Raw genomic sequence first — 21,563 nt, 5'->3', positions numbered from 1 at the left:
CCCGCCGCAACGGGCAGGCCAGTACCAAGGAAGCGTATTCGCCAAAGGTCTGGTAATCGATGCCCACTACACCTCGTCTTCCCCGCCTTCCGCGTATCCTCGCCGCCGATCCCCAGGAGTCGGAACAGACCTGGGAGAACGCCCCGCAACTGCTGGCGGCGCTTAACGGCGCCCGTCTCGGCGCCTGGTTCTGGGACGTCGAGACCGGACGCATCAGCTGGTCCCGCGGTACCCAGGCGCTGTTCGGCTACGACCCGCGCCAGCCGCTGCCCAAGGACCTCGACTACCTGGACCTGCTGCCGCCGGAAGATCGCGAACGCACCGTGCAGGCCTTTTATGCGGTGGTGGCCGGCGAGCCGCAGGAGCAGGCGATGCGCCACCGCATCCGCTGGCCCGACGGCACCCTGCACTGGCTGGAAATCAGCGGCAGCCTGACCCACGACAAGGACGGCCGGCCGCAGATGGTCGGGGTGATCCGCGAAATTACCGCCCAGCGTGAGCGCGAAGCGGCGCTCAAGGACAGCCAGGAGCGCCTCGACCTGGCCCTGGATTCGGCACAACTGGGCACCTGGGACTGGCACATTCCCAGCGGCATGCTCTACGGCTCGGCTCGCGCCGCGCAGTTGCACGGTCTTGACCCGGTGCCCTTCCATGAATCCTTCGAGGCATTCTTCGAAGGGGTTCCGGAAGACGAGCGCTCCAGCATGCGCCAGGCTTACCGCAGCCTGCGCGAGGGCCCGGCGGGCAATTACCAGATCACCTACCGGATCCAGCTGGAAAACGGCAACTCGCGCTATCTGGAAAGCCGCGCCCGGCTGTATCGCGACGAGCAGGGCAACCCGCTGCGCATGGCCGGAACCCTGCTCGATATCACCGACCAGGTGGAACGCGAGCAGCGCCTGATGGCCTCCGAAGAGAAATTTGCCAGCCTGTTCCAGGTCAGTCCCGACCCGATCTGCGTCACCCGCCAGGACAACGGCCAGTTCATCGAGATCAATCCGGCCTTTACCCAGACCTTCGGCTGGAGCGCCGAACAGGTACTGGGCCATAGCGCCGAGGAAATCGGCCTGTGGTCGGAGTCCTCGGAACGGGCCAAGCGTATCGAACAGGTCATCCGCGACCAGGCGCTGAACAATGTGGCCGTGGTGGTCAACCACAAGAACGGCCACGCCCTGACCTGCGTGATTTCCAGCCGCCTGATCAAGGTCGACAACCAGACCTGCAGCGTTACCACCCTGCGCGATATCACCCAGCAGCAGCGCGCCGAGGCGGCGCTCAAGGCCAGCGAGGAAAAGTTCGCCAAGGCCTTCCACTCCAGCCCCGACGCCATAAGCATTAGCGAACTGCAGACCGGGCGCTACCTGGAGGTCAACGACGGTTTCTGCCGCCTGACCGGCTACAGTGCCGGCGAGGTGCTCGGGCGCACCGCCGGCCAGATCGGTTTCTGGGCCGACGACAAGCAGCACGACATGCTGGTGACCGAGCTGCAACAGCGCGAGCGTGTGCATCACCGGGAAATGCTCGGGCGCAGCAAGAGCGGCGAGCTGCTGACGCTGGAGGTTTCGGTGGAGCCGATTACCCTCAACGAGACCGCCTGCCTGCTGCTGACCGCCCGGGATGTCAGCCAGTTGAAGAACGCCCAGGCGCAGATTCGCCACCTGGCCTACCACGATCCGCTGACCAACCTGCCCAACCGCGCCCTGCTGATGGATCGCCTGAGCCAGCAGATCGCCCTGCTCAAGCGCCACAACCTGCGCGGCGCCCTGCTGTTCCTGGATCTTGACCACTTCAAGCACATCAACGACTCGCTGGGTCATCCGGTGGGCGATACGGTGCTGAAAATCATCACCGCACGCCTGGAAGCCAGCGTGCGCCTGGAAGACACCGTGGCGCGCCTGGGCGGCGACGAGTTCGTGGTGCTGCTCAGCGGCCTGCAGGGCAGCCGCGAGGAAGTGACTGCGCAGGTCCAGGAACTGGCCGATACCCTGCGCCAGTTGCTCGCCGAGCCCATGTCCCTGGACGGCCAGCGCCTGCAGGTGACCCCGAGCATCGGCGTGGCATTGATTCCCGACCACGGCTCTACCCCGGCCGACCTGCTCAAGCGCGCCGATATCGCCCTGTACCGGGCCAAGGATTCAGGCCGCAACACCACCCAGCTGTTCCACACCACCATGCAAAAGGCTGCAAGCGAGCGCCTGCGCATGGAGAGCGACCTGCGCCTGGCTTTGACCCGCGGCGAACTGGCCCTGCACTTCCAGCCCCAGGTGGACGCCCGCGACAACCGCATCGTCGGCGCCGAGGTGCTGCTGCGCTGGCACCACCCGCTGCTTGGCCAGCAGCCGCCGGCGCAGTTCATCCAAGTGCTGGAGGAAAGCGGGCTGATCCTCGAGGTAGGCAACTGGATTCTCGATGAGGCCTGCGATGCCTGCTCGCATATGCTCCAGGACCGATTGATCGATGCCGAGGATTTCAGCCTGTGCGTGAACATCAGCCCCCGTCAGTTCCGCCAGAACGACTTCGTCCAGCGCGTGCGGCGCAGCCTGGATGACTATCGCCTGCCCTACCGCATGCTCAAGCTGGAGATTACCGAAGGGATCGTGATCCAGAACCTGGAAGACACGATCAGCAAGATGCGCGAGCTGAAGGCCCTGGGGGTAGGATTCGCCATGGATGACTTCGGCACCGGCTATTCATCGCTGACCTACCTCAAGCGCTTGCCGGTGGATACCCTGAAGATCGACCAGTCGTTCGTCCGCGATGCACCGCTGGACTCCAACGATGCGGAGATCGTTCGGGCCATTGTGGCGATGGCGCGCAGCCTGGATCTGACGGTGATAGCGGAAGGCGTGGAGCTTTCAGAACAGCTGGAGTTTCTCGAACGGCAGGGATGTTTCCTTTATCAGGGATACCTGCATAGCCGGCCACTGCCGCTTGGGGATTTCCGGGCGATACTGCTGGAGACTCCGGCTGACTATTAGGGCCTAATCGCTGGCAAGCCAGCTCCCACAGGGGCCGTGTGCACCGCGGACCCTGTGGGAGCTGGCTTGCCAGCGATTAGGCCCGGAAGAACAACAAAAAAGGGCGCCTGCATGAGGCGCCCTTCTCTTTCACCTACCCCGCACTCAATTCAGCGCAGGCTGCTCCCCGTTGATCGGGATGCGCTTGGCCTTCGCTTCTTCCGGTACCACGCGCAGCAGATCGACGCTGAGCAAGCCGTTGGCCAGGGCCGCCGATTTGACCTCGATATGGTCGGCGAGGCGGAAGGACAGCTTGAAGGCACGCTGGGCAATACCCTGGTGCAGATAGGTGACGCTTGCATCGCTGTTGTCGCGTTTGCCGCCAGAGACGGTCAGCACGCCTTTTTCCACTTGCAGATCGAGGTCTGCCTCCTGGAAGCCGGCGGCGGCAACAACGATCCGATAATGGTCATCGCCATGTTTTTCAACGTTGTAGGGTGGGTAGCTGCTACCCGACTCGTTACGCGCCGCGGATTCGAACAGGTCATTGAAACGGTCGAAACCAACGGAATGGCGGAACAGTGGAGCAAGAGAGAAAGCGGTAGTCATGGTTACATCTCCTAAACATCAGCGAGTTGGATTTTTTACGCGACCCGACTTCGGCATCGCGTACTCCCTAGATGTGGACCACCGCAACGATTTCAAGCAACACCGATAAAATTTTCTATGCAGCGGCGACGAGCGGCTCGACGCCCAGCAACTGACCGATCCGCTCGCAATCGGTTTCCCGGCGAAGCTCGGTAAACAGCACGTTGGCCTGCGGGTAGCTGCGGGTCAGCATCGCCACCCACTGCTTCAGCCGGCCCGGCGCCGAACGCGGCGTCAGCTCGACCCGGACCCGGCGCCAGAAATCCTGGATCAGCGGCATCAGCTCGGCCCAGTCCATCGGCAAGACATCGACACCATCGCGCACTGCAGCGATCTGCCGAGCCAGATCCGGACGGGAAACCAGGCCACGACCGAGCATGATGTCCTTCACCCCGCTGACCTCGCGGCAGCGCCGCCAGTCATCGAGGGTCCAGACCTCGCCGTTGGCGAAGACCGGCACCTTGACCACGTCCTGCACCTTGGCCACCCATTCCCAATGGGCGGGCGGCTTGTAGCCCTCGACCTTGGTTCGCGCATGCACCACAAGGTGGGCCGAACCGCCTTCGGCCAGGGCCCGGCCGCAATCAAGCGCACCATCCGGGGTTTCGAAGCCCAGGCGCATTTTCGAGGTCACCGGGATATGGGCCGGTACGGCCTTGCGCACTTCGCTGACGATGCGGAACAGCAGCTCGGGCTCCTTGAGCAGTACCGCGCCACCACGGGACTTGTTCACGGTCTTGGCCGGGCAGCCGAAATTCAGGTCGATCACCGGTGCACCCAATTCGCAGGCCAGGGCGGCGTTGTCGGCCAGGCAGACCGGGTCGGAGCCCAGCAACTGCACGCGCATCGGCACACCGGCAGGCGTGCGCGACCCCTGGGCCAGTTCCGAGGCCATCTTGTGGAACGTAGCCTCGGGCAGCACCCGGTCGCAGACCCGGATGAACTCGGTCACGCACCAGTCGATACCGCCGACGCGGGTCAGCACGTCGCGCATGATGTCATCGACCAGCCCCTCCATCGGGGCCAGGGCAATTTGCATGGGGGAAGCCTCGGAAAAAAGTGCGTGCATGGTAAACGGGGATGTTTTTTACGGCCATATCGGAAGGAGCTGACATGACGGGCGCACAGTTTATCTTGAAAGTACCGCAGACCCTGTGGGAGCTGGCTTGCCAGCGATTGCGATAGTGAATTCACCGACGCAATCGCTGGCAAGCCAGCTCCCACAGGGTCCGCATTTCTAATCGGAGATCGATCACATGTCCACGTTCCTTGCCCTCAGCCACCACCCGCGCGCCAACGGCCAAGGATCAGGACATGCAGATCAGAAAATACAACTACGACCTTCTCAACTTCGAACCTGACCCGCCTCCCGGGCCGGGATTTCGCTTGCCGGAGCCGCGTCGGAAAAGGCGGTCCTTCATTCAGAGGGTCCGGGAAATGTTCAAGCCAGGACCTTCTCCATGAACACCCGGTTGAAACCATGCTCGGTGCCGCGATGGGTTTCGCGGTAGCCGAGGCGCTGGTAGAGCGTCACATTGCCGGTCATGGCGGCGTTGGTGTACAGGCGAATCAGGGAGAAACCGGCTTCGCGGGCACGGGCTTCGGCGAAGTCGACCAGTTGGCGTCCAAGGCCCCGCCCCTGGCACGCCGGGTCCACGGCCACGTTGGACAGCAGCATCGCCGCCGGCTCGGGGCACAGCACCAGCACCGCGCAGTCTTCCAGCAGCCAGACCTGCCCCCGCCGAATCAGCTCGCCATAATCGTCATCCAGCGGCCCCGGACGCACGCCGATGCTCTCGACATACGGCAAGTAGGCCGCCTCGACGACCCGACGGACAGCCGCCTCGTCGCTATCGAGCGCCTGCCGTATCACGCCTGCTTTTCCAGCAAGGCCTGCCCATAACCTTCAAGGAATTCCTGCGGCATGCGCTTGGGTTTGCCTGTGGACAACTCGATACAGACGAAGGTGGTCCGGGCGCGCAGCAAGGTAATGCCGTCGCGCGGGCGGACCAGTTGGAAATGCCGGGTCATCTTCAAGCGCTGGTCCCAGTCGATGATCCAGGTTGCCAGTTGCAGTTCGTCGTCTTCGTAGGCACTGGCGAGGTAGTCGATTTCGTGACGGACCACGGCCATGGCGCGGTCCAGGCGACGATATTCGGCCAGGTCCAGCCCCAGGCGCTGGGAGTGGCGCCAGGCGCAGCGCTCCAGCCAGGTGACATACACCGCGTTATTGGCGTGCCCCAATCCATCGATATCCTCGGCACCGACCCGCAGGTCAATGACGAATGGCGTTGCCAAATCCCAGCTCATGCCCGCTCCCGTTTGTAATGAACGGGCATGAGTGTAACGGATGATCAGGCCGATTGGCGCAATGGCATTGCTGTGCGCTGCAGCAGGTCGAGGACCCCGGCGATTACCTGTGGATCGGCGAGAACCCGTTGATGGCCACCCTCCTCCAGCATCAGCAGACGGCTGTCGAACCAGGCGTCGTGGATTCGTTGCGCCTCGCCTGCAGGTACCAAAGCATCATCCTTGGCATGTACGATCAGCCCCGGCTGATCCAGTTGATAGCCATTGACATCCAGGCGCTCGATGGCGACACCAACATCCCGCTCGACCTTGCGGATGAAGGCCGAACGCGCCCTCGGCGGCAGGTTCAGGCGGCGGGCGAAACCACGCACCACGCCGAGCAACCGTGAAGGTGCGGCGATGCTGACCACGGCTTCGGCACGCAGCCCCCATTGCAGGGCAAGCAGTACACTGGCGCCGCCCATGGAGTGGCCGATCACCGCCTTCAAGGGCGGCAACTCCGCCGCAGCCTCCAGCACGGCCCGCGCGAACAGCCCGACATGGGCAACATCACCGGGCGAGCGACCGTGAGCCGGCCCATCCAGTGCCACTGCCGTGTAACCGGCCTCCACCAGCGCCTCGATCAGGCGAGCGAACTGGGTCGGGCGCCCTTCCCAACCGTGCATCAGCAGGACCGTGGGCCCTTGCCCCCAGCGCAGGGCGGAAAGCCCGAAACGCAGGGTGATGCGCTCGGCCCGGGCCAGAACCGGCAATTCCCAGTCACGGGGCGGCCTGGTGTACGGGGTCATGAAGGCACGGTGCATCTTGCTGGCTATATGTCCGGGGACCAGTCGCCCCAGGGTGCCGTTGACGCCGCGAATCCAGCTCAGGGTATTCATCGCTTCGCTCCAGTGGGGTGGTTCAGATCACCGCCGATTTGGCGGCGCGCAAAATGCGATCGGACAGTTCATCGGTGCCCAGGGCCCGGGCCAATGCCAGGCCGCCGACCATCAGGGCGAGGTCGGCAAGGAATTTGTCAGCATCTTCGGGGGTGTCCACCAACTGGGCGGTCATCAGCTCGATATGCTCGGCCAGCACCTGGCGGAAATCCTCGGGCAACCGGGTCATCTCGCTCAGGGAGGTGGGCAACGGGCAGGCATCGACCTTGGAGTCACGGTGCTTGCGCGACAGGTAGAACGCAGCGACCAGGGCACGGCGAGCCTGGCCATCCAGCGCCGGATCGACCTGGGACAGCAAGGCACGGCGTTCACCGAGCAACTGGCTGAAGGCCTCCAGCATCAAGGCCTCCTTGCTGTCGAAGTGAGCGTAGAAGCCACCAACGGTCAGGCCGGCAGCGCTCATCACCTGGTTGACGCTGGCATCGGCAGGGCCCTGCTGGATCAATGCGCTGCGGGCAGCGTCGAGGATACGTTCACGGGTCTTGGCTTTCTTGTCGCTCATGATGGGCACCAGAAAATATTATGGGTTTAATATTATGCTCATAATATTTTCTGGCAAGCTTTTTCTCTGGCCGCTTGTCGCGTCCCGACAAAAAACTTTTTCGAGGGAAAAAACAAAAGGCTCATTCAATAATCGAATGAGCCTTGAAATTCCGCAGAGCGGATAAAGTGGCGTCCCCTAGGGGACTCGAACCCCTGTTACCGCCGTGAAAGGGCGGTGTCCTAGGCCACTAGACGAAGGGGACTTGTAACCTTCGTGCAGATCCGTTTTCACGAATCCTGGCGGAATTGGTGGAGCTAAGCGGGATCGAACCGCTGACCTCCTGCATGCCATGCAGGCGCTCTCCCAGCTGAGCTATAGCCCGGATTTCTAGCCTCTCGGCCCAGCGACCTCTTTCGATATCGCTTGTGCAAAACTGGCGTCCCCTAGGGGACTCGAACCCCTGTTACCGCCGTGAAAGGGCGGTGTCCTAGGCCACTAGACGAAGGGGACGAACCTTCTTACCTTCAAGACCCGGTTGCTGGACCCGGTCTTGCTTGCCAGCCTCGGCTGCCAAGCGGAATTTGGTGGAGCTAAGCGGGATCGAACCGCTGACCTCCTGCATGCCATGCAGGCGCTCTCCCAGCTGAGCTATAGCCCCACAATGTCGCTTTGAACTTGATTCGCTTGGCTGGGTGCTTCGCGTTTCGTTTTCGTTCATCGCTGTGGACGGGGCGCATATTAAGAGCGGATGACAGAGCTGTCAAACTTATTTTGGGTATACGGATTTAATGGGGTATACGGATTTAATGGTTGATGGGGCACCTTTACCCCACCAACCTGATACCATTATCAGATGGTTGATAGATCGACTCCGTAGTTGAGTTCCTCTGCGAAGTCCGGCAGTCCGTAACCGATGGTTTTCTTGTAGAAAGGAGAGACCTTCGCAGTCGGTGCCTTCTTCTTGTGCTTCGTGGTGTAGAGCATTCGTGCCCGCATCACCTCGAAGGAGTAACCGCGCCCTTCACGGTTCTTGTCCTTGGCCAGTCGGTTGATGGACTCCGTGTAAGCGTTGGTGACGGGCATGTCCGTCTCGAAGTAGGTCATGGTCTCTTCGCGCCAGTTTCCCACTGCCCTGACCAGATCGCTCCAGACTTCCTTTTGGCCCTTCGGGATGGTGGCTATCCACTCGTCCAGGGCGGCTTCTGCCTGGAGCCGTGTGGTGGCGTCCCAGATGCCGTAGAAGCGCTCCTTGTGCTCGTAGGCGGCCAGCAGTTGCGGGAACGCGCCTGTCCAGGTCTCCATGATGAGGCGCTCCCGGTCTGAGACTTCGTGAGCGCGTTTCAGCAGGATTTTCCGGTCTCCCTTGAGAGTCCGGCTCTGGGACGGTTTCAGCTCCTTTCTGAGGCCCTTGCGCACTCTCTCTAGGGCATCGTTGGCCATGCGCACCACATGGAACTTATCGACCACGATACGGGCCTGGGGCAGCACAGCCTTGACCGCTGCCCGGTAGGGGTTCCACATGTCCATGCTGACGATCTCGACCTTCTGCCGGTCTTTCAGCTTCATCAGGTAGTTGGTCACCACGTCCTGGCGGCGGGTGGCCAGCAGGTCGAGCAGGGTTCGCTCCTCAATGTTGGTCAGAATGCAGCGGTAGCGCTTGTTCAGGTATAGCTCGTCAATGCCCAGGATGCGGGGCGTCTCGAAGCGGTGCCAGCGCCCCAGGAACTCGGCGCGGGCGTTGAAGATGTCGCGCACCGTCTTCTCGTCCAGGCCGGTCTGTGCCGCCACAAAGGTGTAGGGGTGGTTGAAGGATTCCTTCTCCACGTACTCATGCAGCCGCAGTGTCATACGGAATCCGTCCACCATCTCCGGTAGCTGGGGCCTGAATGTTGTCTTGCAGGCCCGGCAGGTGTATCGGCGGCGGACCACCCAGAGAGTGACCCGCTTGCCGTGGATGGGCAGATCACGATAGGGAACGTCACGCTTGCCGAACCGCACGAACTCACCCTGCACGCCGCACCCCTCGCAGGCTACTGGTGTAGGTGCTTCAAGCCGAAAATGTATGTCTTCATTCTGCTCATCAGAATCCACCAACTGGTACCCAGGAAGGCTTAACGAATTAATCATCTCCCGCCTTGATCAGAAAAACAGGTAGGTGGCGTAACCGGCAATCATCGCCATAGCAAAAATGACTGCTAAAAACGCCGCTAAAAGCTTCAGCGTGAACAAAGAGCGCAACAGAATGAGCTCAGTCAGGCTGGCTCCGGCACTGCCGATGATCAACGCTAGCACCGTCCCGGCACCCACGCCTTTGGCCATCAGAGCCGCTGCCAGAGGTATGACGGCTTCAGCGCGAATATACAACGGCACGCCGATGACAGCGGCAACTGGAATGGCAAAGGGATTATCTGGGCCTGCATACTGCTCCAATAAGTCAGTGGGCATGAAACCATAGATCACGCTGCCAATCGCAATACCGATGAGCAGGTAAGGCAACACATCGATAAAGTCCGACCAAGCTTCCCGCCACACACCACTGTACTTCCCTTCTTTCTTAACCGTGACAGTGGGTTGACTGTCACAGCATTCGCTAGACGTAGAGACTGTTGTCTTCCTATCAGCCCCGCAAGAAGCCGTCTTCGGAGTGGTGTCGCAGCTGTTGGTGCCGCAACTCGATGCGGTCGATGTAGCACTGCACGGGCTTGCTGATGAACTACATCCACTGCTCTCTTGTGTCGCCGTCCGGCGCACATAACGCTCGAAGCCAAGCGTGTGAAGCAGCCATCCGGCACCTACCGCGACCACCAAAGCGGCGAGCACATAGATAGCAGTAAGTGTCCATCCAAACGTGGCAACCAGCAGGCCGACGACGATAGGATTCAGCAACGGAGATGAGAAAAGAAACACCATCATCGGCCCAAAACCGGCCCGTGCCCGAATCAACCCTTTCAACATGGGGATAGTCGAGCAACTACAGAAGGGCGTTATAGCTCCTAAACCAGCAGCAAGAAAATAGCCTCGCTTCCCACTGGAAGTCAGTAACGCTTCCACCTTGGATGGTGGGATGTGACGTTGAAGAACTCCGACCAGCAAGCTAATGCCAATGAATAAAACCGATAGCTCGATAGCGAGAAAGGCGAACATGCCTAGAGCGTCTTGGAGTTGAGATGACATTCAATATTACTCCTATATTTCTAGTATTGTCGAAATGATGTACGCAGCCTACTTGCGTTTATCCGACCTGTCAACTATAATTCTAGAAACATCGAATTATTGGGGCGTGCTATGGATCACGAAAAGGTTGCAGCCAGCTTAGCTGAGCTAGGGAATAGTCACCGACTGTCCGTGTTCCGCTTTCTGGTCAAAGCTGGCCATGATGGGGCTTCGGTCGGAGATATCCAGAAGGGGCTGGGTATTCCTGCTTCGACGCTATCACATCACCTTGCGCGCATGGCCAAGGTAGGGCTGATCCGGCAGGAGAAACATAGCCGCACGATTGTCTGTATACCCGAGTATGGGCACCTAGAGAATTTGATCGGTTTCTTACAAGAGGAATGTTGTGCAGGTGTCCGGATTGCGCATGAACCAGAACCGCTTTGACGCTTGCCCAGCTCTCGCTGTCCTCCCTAGTCAGCATCGCTATGAAGACTCAGGCGAAGGTGGAAACAGAAAATTGGCAGTAGAGTAGGCTGAAGAGGATCAATCAGATAATCCGCTGAGAAAGATTTTCTTCTTTACATCTTTGGCATTTTATCAACCAGAAATTCCGGATACCCATTTAATGGTTGATGGGGCACCTTTACCCCACCAACCTGATACCATTATCAGATGGTTGATAGATCGACTCCGTAGTTGAGTTCCTCTGCGAAGTCCGGCAGTCCGTAACCGATGGTTTTCTTGTAGAAAGGAGAGACCTTCGCAGTCGGTGCCTTCTTCTTGTGCTTCGTGGTGTAGAGCATTCGTGCCCGCATCACCTCGAAGGAGTAACCGCGCCCTTCACGGTTCTTGTCCTTGGCCAGTCGGTTGATGGACTCCGTGTAAGCGTTGGTGACGGGCATGTCCGTCTCGAAGTAGGTCATGGTCTCTTCGCGCCAGTTTCCCACTGCCCTGACCAGATCGCTCCAGACTTCCTTTTGGCCCTTCGGGATGGTGGCTATCCACTCGTCCAGGGCGGCTTCTGCCTGGAGCCGTGTGGTGGCGTCCCAGATGCCGTAGAAGCGCTCCTTGTGCTCGTAGGCGGCCAGCAGTTGCGGGAACGCGCCTGTCCAGGTCTCCATGATGAGGCGCTCCCGGTCTGAGACTTCGTGAGCGCGTTTCAGCAGGATTTTCCGGTCTCCCTTGAGAGTCCGGCTCTGGGACGGTTTCAGCTCCTTTCTGAGGCCCTTGCGCACTCTCTCTAGGGCATCGTTGGCCATGCGCACCACATGGAACTTATCGACCACGATACGGGCCTGGGGCAGCACAGCCTTGACCGCTGCCCGGTAGGGGTTCCACATGTCCATGCTGACGATCTCGACCTTCTGCCGGTCTTTCAGCTTCATCAGGTAGTTGGTCACCACGTCCTGGCGGCGGGTGGCCAGCAGGTCGAGCAGGGTTCGCTCCTCAATGTTGGTCAGAATGCAGCGGTAGCGCTTGTTCAGGTATAGCTCGTCAATGCCCAGGATGCGGGGCGTCTCGAAGCGGTGCCAGCGCCCCAGGAACTCGGCGCGGGCGTTGAAGATGTCGCGCACCGTCTTCTCGTCCAGGCCGGTCTGTGCCGCCACAAAGGTGTAGGGGTGGTTGAAGGATTCCTTCTCCACGTACTCATGCAGCCGCAGTGTCATACGGAATCCGTCCACCATCTCCGGTAGCTGGGGCCTGAATGTTGTCTTGCAGGCCCGGCAGGTGTATCGGCGGCGGACCACCCAGAGAGTGACCCGCTTGCCGTGGATGGGCAGATCACGATAGGGAACGTCACGCTTGCCGAACCGCACGAACTCACCCTGCACGCCGCACCCCTCGCAGGCTACTGGTGTAGGTGCTTCAAGCCGAAAATGTATGTCTTCATTCTGCTCATCAGAATCCACCAACTGGTACCCAGGAAGGCTTAACGAATTAATCATCTCCCGCCTTGATCAGAAAAACAGGTAGGTGGCGTAACCGGCAATCATCGCCATAGCAAAAATGACTGCTAAAAACGCCGCTAAAAGCTTCAGCGTGAACAAAGAGCGCAACAGAATGAGCTCAGTCAGGCTGGCTCCGGCACTGCCGATGATCAACGCTAGCACCGTCCCGGCACCCACGCCTTTGGCCATCAGAGCCGCTGCCAGAGGTATGACGGCTTCAGCGCGAATATACAACGGCACGCCGATGACAGCGGCAACTGGAATGGCAAAGGGATTATCTGGGCCTGCATACTGCTCCAATAAGTCAGTGGGCATGAAACCATAGATCACGCTGCCAATCGCAATACCGATGAGCAGGTAAGGCAACACATCGATAAAGTCCGACCAAGCTTCCCGCCACACACCACTGTACTTCCCTTCTTTCTTAACCGTGACAGTGGGTTGACTGTCACAGCATTCGCTAGACGTAGAGACTGTTGTCTTCCTATCAGCCCCGCAAGAAGCCGTCTTCGGAGTGGTGTCGCAGCTGTTGGTGCCGCAACTCGATGCGGTCGATGTAGCACTGCACGGGCTTGCTGATGAACTACATCCACTGCTCTCTTGTGTCGCCGTCCGGCGCACATAACGCTCGAAGCCAAGCGTGTGAAGCAGCCATCCGGCACCTACCGCGACCACCAAAGCGGCGAGCACATAGATAGCAGTAAGTGTCCATCCAAACGTGGCAACCAGCAGGCCGACGACGATAGGATTCAGCAACGGAGATGAGAAAAGAAACACCATCATCGGCCCAAAACCGGCCCGTGCCCGAATCAACCCTTTCAACATGGGGATAGTCGAGCAACTACAGAAGGGCGTTATAGCTCCTAAACCAGCAGCAAGAAAATAGCCTCGCTTCCCACTGGAAGTCAGTAACGCTTCCACCTTGGATGGTGGGATGTGACGTTGAAGAACTCCGACCAGCAAGCTAATGCCAATGAATAAAACCGATAGCTCGATAGCGAGAAAGGCGAACATGCCTAGAGCGTCTTGGAGTTGAGATGACATTCAATATTACTCCTATATTTCTAGTATTGTCGAAATGATGTACGCAGCCTACTTGCGTTTATCCGACCTGTCAACTATAATTCTAGAAACATCGAATTATTGGGGCGTGCTATGGATCACGAAAAGGTTGCAGCCAGCTTAGCTGAGCTAGGGAATAGTCACCGACTGTCCGTGTTCCGCTTTCTGGTCAAAGCTGGCCATGATGGGGCTTCGGTCGGAGATATCCAGAAGGGGCTGGGTATTCCTGCTTCGACGCTATCACATCACCTTGCGCGCATGGCCAAGGTAGGGCTGATCCGGCAGGAGAAACATAGCCGCACGATTGTCTGTATACCCGAGTATGGGCACCTAGAGAATTTGGGGTATACGGATTTAATGGTTGATGGGGCACCTTTACCCCACCAACCTGATACCATTATCAGATGGTTGATAGATCGACTCCGTAGTTGAGTTCCTCTGCGAAGTCCGGCAGTCCGTAACCGATGGTTTTCTTGTAGAAAGGAGAGACCTTCGCAGTCGGTGCCTTCTTCTTGTGCTTCGTGGTGTAGAGCATTCGTGCCCGCATCACCTCGAAGGAGTAACCGCGCCCTTCACGGTTCTTGTCCTTGGCCAGTCGGTTGATGGACTCCGTGTAAGCGTTGGTGACGGGCATGTCCGTCTCGAAGTAGGTCATGGTCTCTTCGCGCCAGTTTCCCACTGCCCTGACCAGATCGCTCCAGACTTCCTTTTGGCCCTTCGGGATGGTGGCTATCCACTCGTCCAGGGCGGCTTCTGCCTGGAGCCGTGTGGTGGCGTCCCAGATGCCGTAGAAGCGCTCCTTGTGCTCGTAGGCGGCCAGCAGTTGCGGGAACGCGCCTGTCCAGGTCTCCATGATGAGGCGCTCCCGGTCTGAGACTTCGTGAGCGCGTTTCAGCAGGATTTTCCGGTCTCCCTTGAGAGTCCGGCTCTGGGACGGTTTCAGCTCCTTTCTGAGGCCCTTGCGCACTCTCTCTAGGGCATCGTTGGCCATGCGCACCACATGGAACTTATCGACCACGATACGGGCCTGGGGCAGCACAGCCTTGACCGCTGCCCGGTAGGGGTTCCACATGTCCATGCTGACGATCTCGACCTTCTGCCGGTCTTTCAGCTTCATCAGGTAGTTGGTCACCACGTCCTGGCGGCGGGTGGCCAGCAGGTCGAGCAGGGTTCGCTCCTCAATGTTGGTCAGAATGCAGCGGTAGCGCTTGTTCAGGTATAGCTCGTCAATGCCCAGGATGCGGGGCGTCTCGAAGCGGTGCCAGCGCCCCAGGAACTCGGCGCGGGCGTTGAAGATGTCGCGCACCGTCTTCTCGTCCAGGCCGGTCTGTGCCGCCACAAAGGTGTAGGGGTGGTTGAAGGATTCCTTCTCCACGTACTCATGCAGCCGCAGTGTCATACGGAATCCGTCCACCATCTCCGGTAGCTGGGGCCTGAATGTTGTCTTGCAGGCCCGGCAGGTGTATCGGCGGCGGACCACCCAGAGAGTGACCCGCTTGCCGTGGATGGGCAGATCACGATAGGGAACGTCACGCTTGCCGAACCGCACGAACTCACCCTGCACGCCGCACCCCTCGCAGGCTACTGGTGTAGGTGCTTCAAGCCGAAAATGTATGTCTTCATTCTGCTCATCAGAATCCACCAACTGGTACCCAGGAAGGCTTAACGAATTAATCATCTCCCGCCTTGATCAGAAAAACAGGTAGGTGGCGTAACCGGCAATCATCGCCATAGCAAAAATGACTGCTAAAAACGCCGCTAAAAGCTTCAGCGTGAACAAAGAGCGCAACAGAATGAGCTCAGTCAGGCTGGCTCCGGCACTGCCGATGATCAACGCTAGCACCGTCCCGGCACCCACGCCTTTGGCCATCAGAGCCGCTGCCAGAGGTATGACGGCTTCAGCGCGAATATACAACGGCACGCCGATGACAGCGGCAACTGGAATGGCAAAGGGATTATCTGGGCCTGCATACTGCTCCAATAAGTCAGTGGGCATGAAACCATAGATCACGCTGCCAATCGCAATACCGATGAGCAGGTAAGGCAACACATCGATAAAGTCCGACCAAGCTTCCCGCCACACACCACTGTACTTCCCTTCTTTCTTAACCGTGACAGTGGGTTGACTGTCACAGCATTCGCTAGACGTAGAGACTGTTGTCTTCCTATCAGCCCCGCAAGAAGCCGTCTTCGGAGTGGTGTCGCAGCTGTTGGTGCCGCAACTCGATGCGGTCGATGTAGCACTGCACGGGCTTGCTGATGAACTACATCCACTGCTCTCTTGTGTCGCCGTCCGGCGCACATAACGCTCGAAGCCAAGCGTGTGAAGCAGCCATCCGGCACCTACCGCGACCACCAAAGCGGCGAGCACATAGATAGCAGTAAGTGTCCATCCAAACGTGGCAACCAGCAGGCCGACGACGATAGGATTCAGCAACGGAGATGAGAAAAGAAACACCATCATCGGCCCAAAACCGGCCCGTGCCCGAATCAACCCTTTCAACATGGGGATAGTCGAGCAACTACAGAAGGGCGTTATAGCTCCTAAACCAGCAGCAAGAAAATAGCCTCGCTTCCCACTGGAAGTCAGTAACGCTTCCACCTTGGATGGTGGGATGTGACGTTGAAGAACTCCGACCAGCAAGCTAATGCCAATGAATAAAACCGATAGCTCGATAGCGAGAAAGGCGAACATGCCTAGAGCGTCTTGGAGTTGAGATGACATTCAATATTACTCCTATATTTCTAGTATTGTCGAAATGATGTACGCAGCCTACTTGCGTTTATCCGACCTGTCAACTATAATTCTAGAAACATCGAATTATTGGGGCGTGCTATGGATCACGAAAAGGTTGCAGCCAGCTTAGCTGAGCTAGGGAATAGTCACCGACTGTCCGTGTTCCGCTTTCTGGTCAAAGCTGGCCATGATGGGGCTTCGGTCGGAGATATCCAGAAGGGGCTGGGTATTCCTGCTTCGACGCTATCACATCACCTTGCGCGCATGGCCAAGGTAGGGCTGATCCGGCAGGAGAAACATAGCCGCACGATTGTCTGTATACCCGAGTATGGGCACCTAGAGAATTTGATCGGTTTCTTACAAGAGGAATGTTGTGCAGGTGTCCGGATTGCGCATGAACCAGAACCGCTTTGACGCTTGCCCAGCTCTCGCTGTCCTCCCTAGTCAGCATCGCTATGAAGACTCAGGCGAAGGTGGAAACAGAAAATTGGCAGTAGAGTAGGCTGAAGAGGATCAATCAGATAATCCGCTGAGAAAGATTTTCTTCTTTACATCTTTGGCATTTTATCAACCAGAAATTCCGGATACCCAGAATTTGATCGGTTTCTTACAAGAGGAATGTTGTGCAGGTGTCCGGATTGCGCATGAACCAGAACCGCTTTGACGCTTGCCCAGCTCTCGCTGTCCTCCCTAGTCAGCATCGCTATGAAGACTCAGGCGAAGGTGGAAACAGAAAATTGGCAGTAGAGTAGGCTGAAGAGGATCAATCAGATAATCCGCTGAGAAAGATTTTCTTCTTTACATCTTTGGCATTTTATCAACCAGAAATTCCGGATACCCCTTATTTTCAACAAAATTCAAAAATTTTTTCCCAGATAACAACCACTTACCTGTCTTGGACGAGAAAAGCCCCGTGTTTGCTGGGTGCCGCCCCCTTCGACAGCGATCGAAACGACCGTGGGGCGAGCCCCCTGCCCTGGCAAAAAGCCCATGGCAGAGGGCTCGCCCCACGAAAGAACGAGCGAATGCGATCAGGCGATGGTGCCCAACAGCTTCTCCCATTCCTTGTTTTCTTTCTTCGAAACACCGCCCAGCAGGTCGAGAGCCTGACGCAAGCGATAGCGGGTCAGGTCCGGGCCGAGGATCTCCATGGCATCGAGTACCGAGACAGAACTGGCCTGGCCGCTGATCGCAGCGAACATCAATGGCATGGCGTCGCGCAGCTTCAGTTCCAGCGCCTCGACCACTGCCTGGATGCAGGCGGTAATGCGGTCCTTTTCCCACTGCCGCAGGCTTTCCAGTTTCCACAGGATCAACTGGATCACCTGGCGTACCTGGTCCGGGGACAGTTTCTTGTGCTCGAACAGCTTCGCATCCAGCTTCAGCGCACCTTCGAAGAAGAAGCCGCCCAGCGGCGCAATCTGGCTGAAGGTCTCGACCCGGCCCTGCACGTGCGGCGCGATTTTCATCATGTAGTCGCGGTTGAACGCCCACTTCTGCACCCGTGCGGCGAACTCTTCCACCGGCAGGTCACGCAGCCACTGGCCGTTGAGCCAGGACAGCTTCTCGATATCGAAGATCGGACCGCCCAGCGAAACACGGGACAGGTCGAAGTGCTCGACCATTTCGGCCAGGGAGAACTTCTCGCGCTCGTCCGGCATCGACCAGCCCATGCGGCCCAGGTAGTTGAGCATGGCTTCCGGCATGAAGCCCATGCGCTCGTAGAAGGTCACCGAGGTCGGGTTCTTGCGCTTGGACAGCTTGCTCTTGTCGGGATTGCGCAGCAGCGGCATGTAGCACAGCTTGGGTTGTTCCCAGCCGAAATACTCGTACAGCTTGATCAGCTTCGGCGCCGACGGCAGCCACTCTTCACCACGCAGCACGTGGGTAATGCCCATCAGGTGGTCGTCGACCACGTTGGCCAGGAAATAGGTTGGCAGGCCGTCGGTCTTCATCAGCACCTGCATGTCCATGCGGTCCCACGGGATCTCGACATCGCCACGCAGCATGTCCGGGACCACGCAGACGCCTTCGCTCGGCACCTTCATGCGGATCACGTGCGGCTCACCCGCGGCCAGGCGGCGCTGTACCTCCTCGGGCGAGAGCAGCAGGGCGCGACCGTCATAGCGCGGTGTTTCACCGCGAGCCATTTGCTCGGCGCGCATCTGGTCCAGCTCTTCGGCTGTGCAGAAGCACGGGAAGGCGTGCCCCATATCGACCAGCTGCTGGGCGTACTGCTTATAGATTTCACCCCGCTCGCTCTGCCGGTACGGGCCATGCGGGCCGCCGACATCCGGGCCTTCGGCCCATTCGATACCGAGCCAGCGCAGGGCATCGAAGATCTGTTGTTCGGATTCGCGGGTCGAACGCAACTGGTCGGTATCTTCGATACGCAGGATGAACTCGCCGCCGTGCTGCTTGGCAAAGCAGTAGTTGAACAGGGCGATGTAGGCGGTGCCGACATGGGGATCGCCGGTAGGCGAAGGCGCGATGCGCGTGCGAACGGTGGTCATGAGAGTCTCGAACAGGAGGTGAAACAAAGCCGGAATGTTAACAGGGAGCAGGCGCCGGGCTCCAGTAATGGGCGTGATCGTCACTTGCACCGCTGGATCCGATCTTTGTTAAATTTGCTTACATTCTTGGAACGATCGTCCTCATGCCTGCCCAACTCAAGCGTCGCCTGCTGGTTTTTCTTTTTCTGGTCCTGTTGGTCGCCCTCGCCTTCTTCGCCCATTGGTATCTGAAGGGGCGCTTTTACGAAAGCACCGACAACGCCTATGTCCAGGGCGAAATCACCCGTGTCTCCAGTCAGTTGAGCGCGCGGATCGATAGCGTGCTGGTGCAGGACAACCAGCACGTGAAAAAAGGCGACCTGCTGATCCGCCTGGAAGCCGATGACTTCCGCTTCGCTGTCGAACGCGCCCGCGCCACCCTCGACACCCGCCAGGCCGAGCGCCTGCAGGCCGAGAGCCGGCTGACCCAGCAATCCAGCCTGATCGCCGCCGGCCAGGCCCAGGTTTCCGCCAGCCAGGCTACCCTCGGCCGCACACAACTGGACCTGAACCGCGCCCAGGCGCTGCGCAAGCCGGGCTTCGTTTCCGAGGAGCGGGTCACCACCCTGTCTGCGGAAAGCAATGTAGCCCGCTCCCAGGTCAGCAAGGCCCAGGCCGACCTGCAGGGCCAGCGCCAGCAGGTCAGCGCCCTGGAAGCCGAACTCAAGCGTCTCGATGCGCAGATCGCCACGGCCCGCACCGACCTGGCCCAGGCCGAACTGAACCTGGCCCGCAGCGAAATCCATGCGCCGATCAGCGGCATGATCGGCCAGCGCGCCGCCCGCGACGGCCAGTACGTGCAGAACGGCGCGTACCTGCTATCCATCGTCCCCGACGAGGACATCTGGGTGCAGGCCAACTTCAAGGAAACCCAGATCGGCAGGATGCAACCCGGCCAGCGTGCCGAACTGGTGTTCGACAGCTACCCCGACACCCCGATCGAAGGCCGCGTCGATAGCCTGTTCGCCGCTTCGGGCGCCCAGTTCAGCCTGTTGCCACCCGACAACGCCACAGGCAACTTCACCAAGGTCGTACAGCGTATTCCGGTGAAACTGACCTTCGCCGCCGATAATCCGCTGCATGGCCGGATCCGCCCGGGCATGTCGGTCACCGCCACCGTCGACCTGCACGACGATGGCCGGTGACCAACTGATCCGTCCCGTCGGCGAACCCAGCCGGCGCGACTGGATCGCGGTGATGAGCGCGATGCTCGGCGCCTTCATGGCCGTGCTCGACATCCAGATCACCAACGCCTCGCTGAAGGACATCCAGGGCGCGCTGTCGGCGACCCTGGAGGAAGGCTCGTGGATTTCCACCTCCTACCTGGTAGCCGAGATCATCATGATCCCGCTCACCGCCTGGCTGGTGCAGTTGCTCTCGGCGCGGCGCCTGGCGGTATGGGTGTCCCTGGGTTTCCTGGTGTCTTCGTTGCTCTGCTCGATGGCCTGGAACCTGGAAAGCATGATCCTGTTCCGCGCCCTGCAGGGCTTCACCGGTGGCGCGCTGATCCCCCTGGCGTTCACCCTGACCCTGATCAAGCTGCCGGAACACCACCGCGCCAAGGGCATGGCGATGTTCGCCATGACGGCCACCTTCGCCCCGTCCATCGGCCCGGCCCTGGGTGGATGGCTGACGGAAAACTGGGGCTGGGAGTACATCTTCTACATCAACATCCCACCGGGATTGTTGATGATCGCCGGGCTGATGTATGGCCTGGAGAAAAAGGAAGCCCACTGGGAGCTGCTCAAGAGTACCGATTACGCCGGCATCGTCACCTTGGGTGTCGGCCTCGGCTGCCTGCAGGTTTTCCTGGAGGAAGGTCATCGCAAGGACTGGCTGGAATCGAGCCTCATCGTAGGGCTGGGCAGCATCGCCCTGATCAGCCTGATCACCTTTGTCATCATCCAGTTTTCAAGACCCAACCCGCTGATCAACCTGCGCATCCTCGGCAACCGCAACTTCGGCTTGTCGAGCATCGCCAGCCTGGGCATGGGCGTGGGGCTGTATGGTTCGATCTACCTGCTGCCGCTGTACCTGGCACAGGTCCAGAACTACAACGCCTTGCAGATCGGCGAGGTGATCATGTGGATGGGCATTCCGCAGCTGTTCCTGATTCCGCTGGTGCCCAGGTTGATGAAGGTGATCCCGCCCAGGGTCCTGTGCGCATTGGGTTTCGGCCTGTTCGGGCTGGCCAGCTTCAGCTCCGGCGTGCTCAACCCGGATTTCGCCGGGGCCCAGTTCAACCACATCCAGATCATCCGCGCCCTTGGTCAGCCGATGATCATGGTCACCATCTCGTTGATCGCCACCGCCTACATCCAGCCGCAGGATGCCGGGTCGGCATCGAGCCTGTTCAACATCCTGCGCAACCTGGGCGGCGCGATCGGCATCGCCTTGCTGGCGACGCTGCTGGATGCACGAACCAAGGTGTACTTCGATTACCTGCGCGAATCGATAGTGCCAACCAATCCCCAAGTGGCGGAACGGTTGGGGCAACTGGCGGAGAAACTGGGGAGCGATGGGGCAGCACTGGGGCGGTTGAGCGAAATCACTCATCAGCAGGCGCTGATCATGGCGTACAACGATGCCTTCCATTTTGTCGGGATCGGGTTGGCGATCAGCATGGTTGCGGTGTTGATGACCCGGACGTTGCCGCAAGGGCTCAAGGCTGGAGAGGCTCATTGAACTTCAGGGCCTAATCGCTGGCAAGCCAGCTCCCACACAACCCTGTGGGAGCTGGCTTGCCAGCGATGAGGCCCTCAACAGCAGC

19 protein-coding genes and 3 tRNA genes are annotated in these 21,563 nt (G+C 59.3%); 6 read left to right on the top strand and 16 right to left on the bottom strand.

Annotation, left to right across the window (positions count from 1 at the left end):
* Nucleotides 1–59 precede the first annotated feature (59 nt).
* Nucleotides 60–2,978 (top strand): GGDEF domain-containing phosphodiesterase, encoded by a 2,919-nt coding sequence (locus tag CSV86_RS04140; RefSeq protein WP_009403087.1) that lies wholly within the window; start codon nt 60–62, stop codon nt 2,976–2,978.
* Between the two features lie 144 nt (nt 2,979–3,122).
* Here the strand turns inward: CSV86_RS04140 and CSV86_RS04135 are convergent, their stop codons facing one another.
* From CSV86_RS04135 to CSV86_RS04085, 11 genes are all read right to left on the bottom strand, one after another.
* Nucleotides 3,123–3,566: an Hsp20 family protein gene (locus CSV86_RS04135; protein WP_009403086.1), complete on the bottom strand. Its 444-nt coding sequence runs from the start codon at nt 3,564–3,566 to the stop codon at nt 3,123–3,125.
* A 115-nt stretch (nt 3,567–3,681) separates the two neighbouring features.
* Nucleotides 3,682–4,644, bottom strand: a complete 963-nt coding sequence (locus tag CSV86_RS04130; RefSeq protein ID WP_009403085.1) for a tRNA dihydrouridine synthase — start codon at nt 4,642–4,644, stop codon at nt 3,682–3,684.
* A 402-nt stretch (nt 4,645–5,046) separates the two neighbouring features.
* Nucleotides 5,047–5,478: a GNAT family N-acetyltransferase gene (locus CSV86_RS04125; RefSeq protein ID WP_009403084.1), complete on the bottom strand. Its 432-nt coding sequence runs from the start codon at nt 5,476–5,478 to the stop codon at nt 5,047–5,049.
* The gene (locus CSV86_RS04120; protein WP_009403083.1) at nt 5,475–5,915 is read right to left on the bottom strand and encodes an acyl-CoA thioesterase; all 441 of its coding nucleotides are present in this window, start codon (nt 5,913–5,915) and stop codon (nt 5,475–5,477) included. The genes CSV86_RS04125 and CSV86_RS04120 overlap by 4 nt, the downstream gene beginning before the upstream one ends.
* A gap of 44 nt (nt 5,916–5,959) precedes the next feature.
* Nucleotides 5,960–6,793: an alpha/beta fold hydrolase gene (locus tag CSV86_RS04115; protein WP_009403082.1), complete on the bottom strand. Its 834-nt coding sequence runs from the start codon at nt 6,791–6,793 to the stop codon at nt 5,960–5,962.
* 22 nt (nt 6,794–6,815) lie between these two features.
* Complete coding sequence (locus CSV86_RS04110) at nt 6,816–7,355, bottom strand: TetR/AcrR family transcriptional regulator (RefSeq protein WP_009403081.1); 540 nt, start codon at nt 7,353–7,355, stop codon at nt 6,816–6,818.
* Between the two features lie 168 nt (nt 7,356–7,523).
* A tRNA-Glu gene (locus CSV86_RS04105) sits at nt 7,524–7,599 on the bottom strand.
* A 172-nt stretch (nt 7,600–7,771) separates the two neighbouring features.
* Nucleotides 7,772–7,847 (bottom strand) — tRNA-Glu (locus CSV86_RS04100).
* Between the two features lie 72 nt (nt 7,848–7,919).
* A tRNA-Ala gene (locus CSV86_RS04095) sits at nt 7,920–7,995 on the bottom strand.
* Between the two features lie 191 nt (nt 7,996–8,186).
* A complete protein-coding gene (locus CSV86_RS04090; RefSeq protein WP_000610830.1) occupies nt 8,187–9,464 on the bottom strand; it encodes an ISL3 family transposase in 1,278 nt (425 codons plus the stop codon).
* A gap of 12 nt (nt 9,465–9,476) precedes the next feature.
* Nucleotides 9,477–10,481 carry a permease gene (locus tag CSV86_RS04085; protein ID WP_040363373.1) on the bottom strand — a complete coding sequence of 335 codons (1,005 nt, stop codon included), beginning with the start codon at nt 10,479–10,481 and terminating at the stop codon, nt 9,477–9,479.
* Between the two features lie 141 nt (nt 10,482–10,622).
* On the opposite strand from CSV86_RS04085, the gene CSV86_RS04080 reads away from it, so the two are divergent.
* Nucleotides 10,623–10,937: an ArsR/SmtB family transcription factor gene (locus tag CSV86_RS04080; RefSeq protein WP_000349485.1), complete on the top strand. Its 315-nt coding sequence runs from the start codon at nt 10,623–10,625 to the stop codon at nt 10,935–10,937.
* Between the two features lie 224 nt (nt 10,938–11,161).
* Here CSV86_RS04080 and CSV86_RS04075 read toward each other — a convergent pair whose 3' ends face one another.
* On the bottom strand, nt 11,162–12,439 hold the full coding sequence (locus tag CSV86_RS04075) for an ISL3 family transposase (protein WP_000610830.1): 1,278 nt from the start codon (nt 12,437–12,439) through the stop codon (nt 11,162–11,164).
* Between the two features lie 12 nt (nt 12,440–12,451).
* On the bottom strand, nt 12,452–13,456 hold the full coding sequence (locus CSV86_RS04070) for a permease (protein ID WP_040363373.1): 1,005 nt from the start codon (nt 13,454–13,456) through the stop codon (nt 12,452–12,454).
* Nucleotides 13,457–13,597: 141 nt separating this feature from the next.
* Here CSV86_RS04070 and CSV86_RS04065 point away from each other — a divergent pair, with 141 nt between their 5' ends.
* Nucleotides 13,598–13,936, top strand: a complete 339-nt coding sequence (locus CSV86_RS04065) for an ArsR/SmtB family transcription factor (RefSeq protein ID WP_170394374.1) — start codon at nt 13,598–13,600, stop codon at nt 13,934–13,936.
* On the opposite strand, the gene CSV86_RS04060 is transcribed toward CSV86_RS04065, so the two are convergent.
* Together CSV86_RS04060 and CSV86_RS04055 are read right to left on the bottom strand one after the other, a co-directional pair.
* Nucleotides 13,905–15,182, bottom strand: coding sequence for an ISL3 family transposase (locus CSV86_RS04060; RefSeq protein ID WP_000610830.1), 1,278 nt, complete (start codon nt 15,180–15,182; stop codon nt 13,905–13,907). The two genes, CSV86_RS04065 and CSV86_RS04060, sit on opposite strands and share 32 nt — an antisense overlap.
* Nucleotides 15,183–15,194: 12 nt before the next feature.
* Nucleotides 15,195–16,199 carry a permease gene (locus CSV86_RS04055; RefSeq protein WP_040363373.1) on the bottom strand — a complete coding sequence of 335 codons (1,005 nt, stop codon included), beginning with the start codon at nt 16,197–16,199 and terminating at the stop codon, nt 15,195–15,197.
* A 141-nt stretch (nt 16,200–16,340) separates the two neighbouring features.
* Here CSV86_RS04055 and CSV86_RS04050 point away from each other — a divergent pair, with 141 nt between their 5' ends.
* A complete protein-coding gene (locus CSV86_RS04050; RefSeq protein WP_000349485.1) occupies nt 16,341–16,655 on the top strand; it encodes an ArsR/SmtB family transcription factor in 315 nt (104 codons plus the stop codon).
* Between the two features lie 617 nt (nt 16,656–17,272).
* Here CSV86_RS04050 and gltX read toward each other — a convergent pair.
* Nucleotides 17,273–18,754, bottom strand: coding sequence for a glutamate--tRNA ligase (gene gltX / locus CSV86_RS04045; protein WP_009406800.1), 1,482 nt, complete (start codon nt 18,752–18,754; stop codon nt 17,273–17,275).
* A 143-nt stretch (nt 18,755–18,897) separates the two neighbouring features.
* Between gltX and CSV86_RS04040 the strand changes: the two genes are divergently transcribed.
* Entirely contained in the window at nt 18,898–19,938 is a 1,041-nt protein-coding gene (locus CSV86_RS04040; protein ID WP_009406801.1) for an HlyD family secretion protein, read from the top strand.
* Nucleotides 19,928–21,478 (top strand): MDR family MFS transporter, encoded by a 1,551-nt coding sequence (locus CSV86_RS04035; RefSeq protein WP_009406802.1) that lies wholly within the window; start codon nt 19,928–19,930, stop codon nt 21,476–21,478. Before CSV86_RS04040 ends, CSV86_RS04035 begins: the two co-directional genes overlap by 11 nt.
* Nucleotides 21,479–21,563: the final 85 nt, after the last annotated feature.

The sequence above is a fragment of the Pseudomonas bharatica CSV86 genome (assembly GCF_000319305.2).
Lineage (GTDB): Bacteria > Pseudomonadota > Gammaproteobacteria > Pseudomonadales > Pseudomonadaceae > Aquipseudomonas > Aquipseudomonas bharatica.
Note: the sequence above shows the minus strand (reverse complement) of the source record. Positions and strands in the feature narration are given on the sequence as shown.

Bases quoted from the DNA above. Each gene is read 5' to 3' on its own strand.
- CSV86_RS04115 (WP_009403082.1), bottom strand. From the start codon at position 6,793: ATGAATACCCTGAGCTGGATTCGCGGCGTCAACGGCACCCTGGGGCGA.
- gltX (WP_009406800.1), bottom strand. From the start codon at position 18,754: ATGACCACCGTTCGCACGCGCATCGCGCCTTCGCCTACCGGCGATCCC.
- CSV86_RS04140 (WP_009403087.1), top strand. From the start codon at position 60: ATGCCCACTACACCTCGTCTTCCCCGCCTTCCGCGTATCCTCGCCGCC.
- CSV86_RS04055 (WP_040363373.1), bottom strand. From the start codon at position 16,199: ATGTTCGCCTTTCTCGCTATCGAGCTATCGGTTTTATTCATTGGCATT.
- CSV86_RS04135 (WP_009403086.1), bottom strand. From the start codon at position 3,566: ATGACTACCGCTTTCTCTCTTGCTCCACTGTTCCGCCATTCCGTTGGT.
- CSV86_RS04085 (WP_040363373.1), bottom strand. From the start codon at position 10,481: ATGTTCGCCTTTCTCGCTATCGAGCTATCGGTTTTATTCATTGGCATT.
- CSV86_RS04130 (WP_009403085.1), bottom strand. From the start codon at position 4,644: ATGCAAATTGCCCTGGCCCCGATGGAGGGGCTGGTCGATGACATCATG.
- CSV86_RS04065 (WP_170394374.1), top strand. From the start codon at position 13,598: ATGGATCACGAAAAGGTTGCAGCCAGCTTAGCTGAGCTAGGGAATAGT.
- CSV86_RS04050 (WP_000349485.1), top strand. From the start codon at position 16,341: ATGGATCACGAAAAGGTTGCAGCCAGCTTAGCTGAGCTAGGGAATAGT.
- CSV86_RS04060 (WP_000610830.1), bottom strand. From the start codon at position 15,182: ATGATTAATTCGTTAAGCCTTCCTGGGTACCAGTTGGTGGATTCTGAT.
- CSV86_RS04120 (WP_009403083.1), bottom strand. From the start codon at position 5,915: ATGAGCTGGGATTTGGCAACGCCATTCGTCATTGACCTGCGGGTCGGT.
- CSV86_RS04090 (WP_000610830.1), bottom strand. From the start codon at position 9,464: ATGATTAATTCGTTAAGCCTTCCTGGGTACCAGTTGGTGGATTCTGAT.
- CSV86_RS04110 (WP_009403081.1), bottom strand. From the start codon at position 7,355: ATGAGCGACAAGAAAGCCAAGACCCGTGAACGTATCCTCGACGCTGCC.
- CSV86_RS04040 (WP_009406801.1), top strand. From the start codon at position 18,898: ATGCCTGCCCAACTCAAGCGTCGCCTGCTGGTTTTTCTTTTTCTGGTC.
- CSV86_RS04070 (WP_040363373.1), bottom strand. From the start codon at position 13,456: ATGTTCGCCTTTCTCGCTATCGAGCTATCGGTTTTATTCATTGGCATT.
- CSV86_RS04080 (WP_000349485.1), top strand. From the start codon at position 10,623: ATGGATCACGAAAAGGTTGCAGCCAGCTTAGCTGAGCTAGGGAATAGT.
- CSV86_RS04035 (WP_009406802.1), top strand. From the start codon at position 19,928: ATGGCCGGTGACCAACTGATCCGTCCCGTCGGCGAACCCAGCCGGCGC.
- CSV86_RS04075 (WP_000610830.1), bottom strand. From the start codon at position 12,439: ATGATTAATTCGTTAAGCCTTCCTGGGTACCAGTTGGTGGATTCTGAT.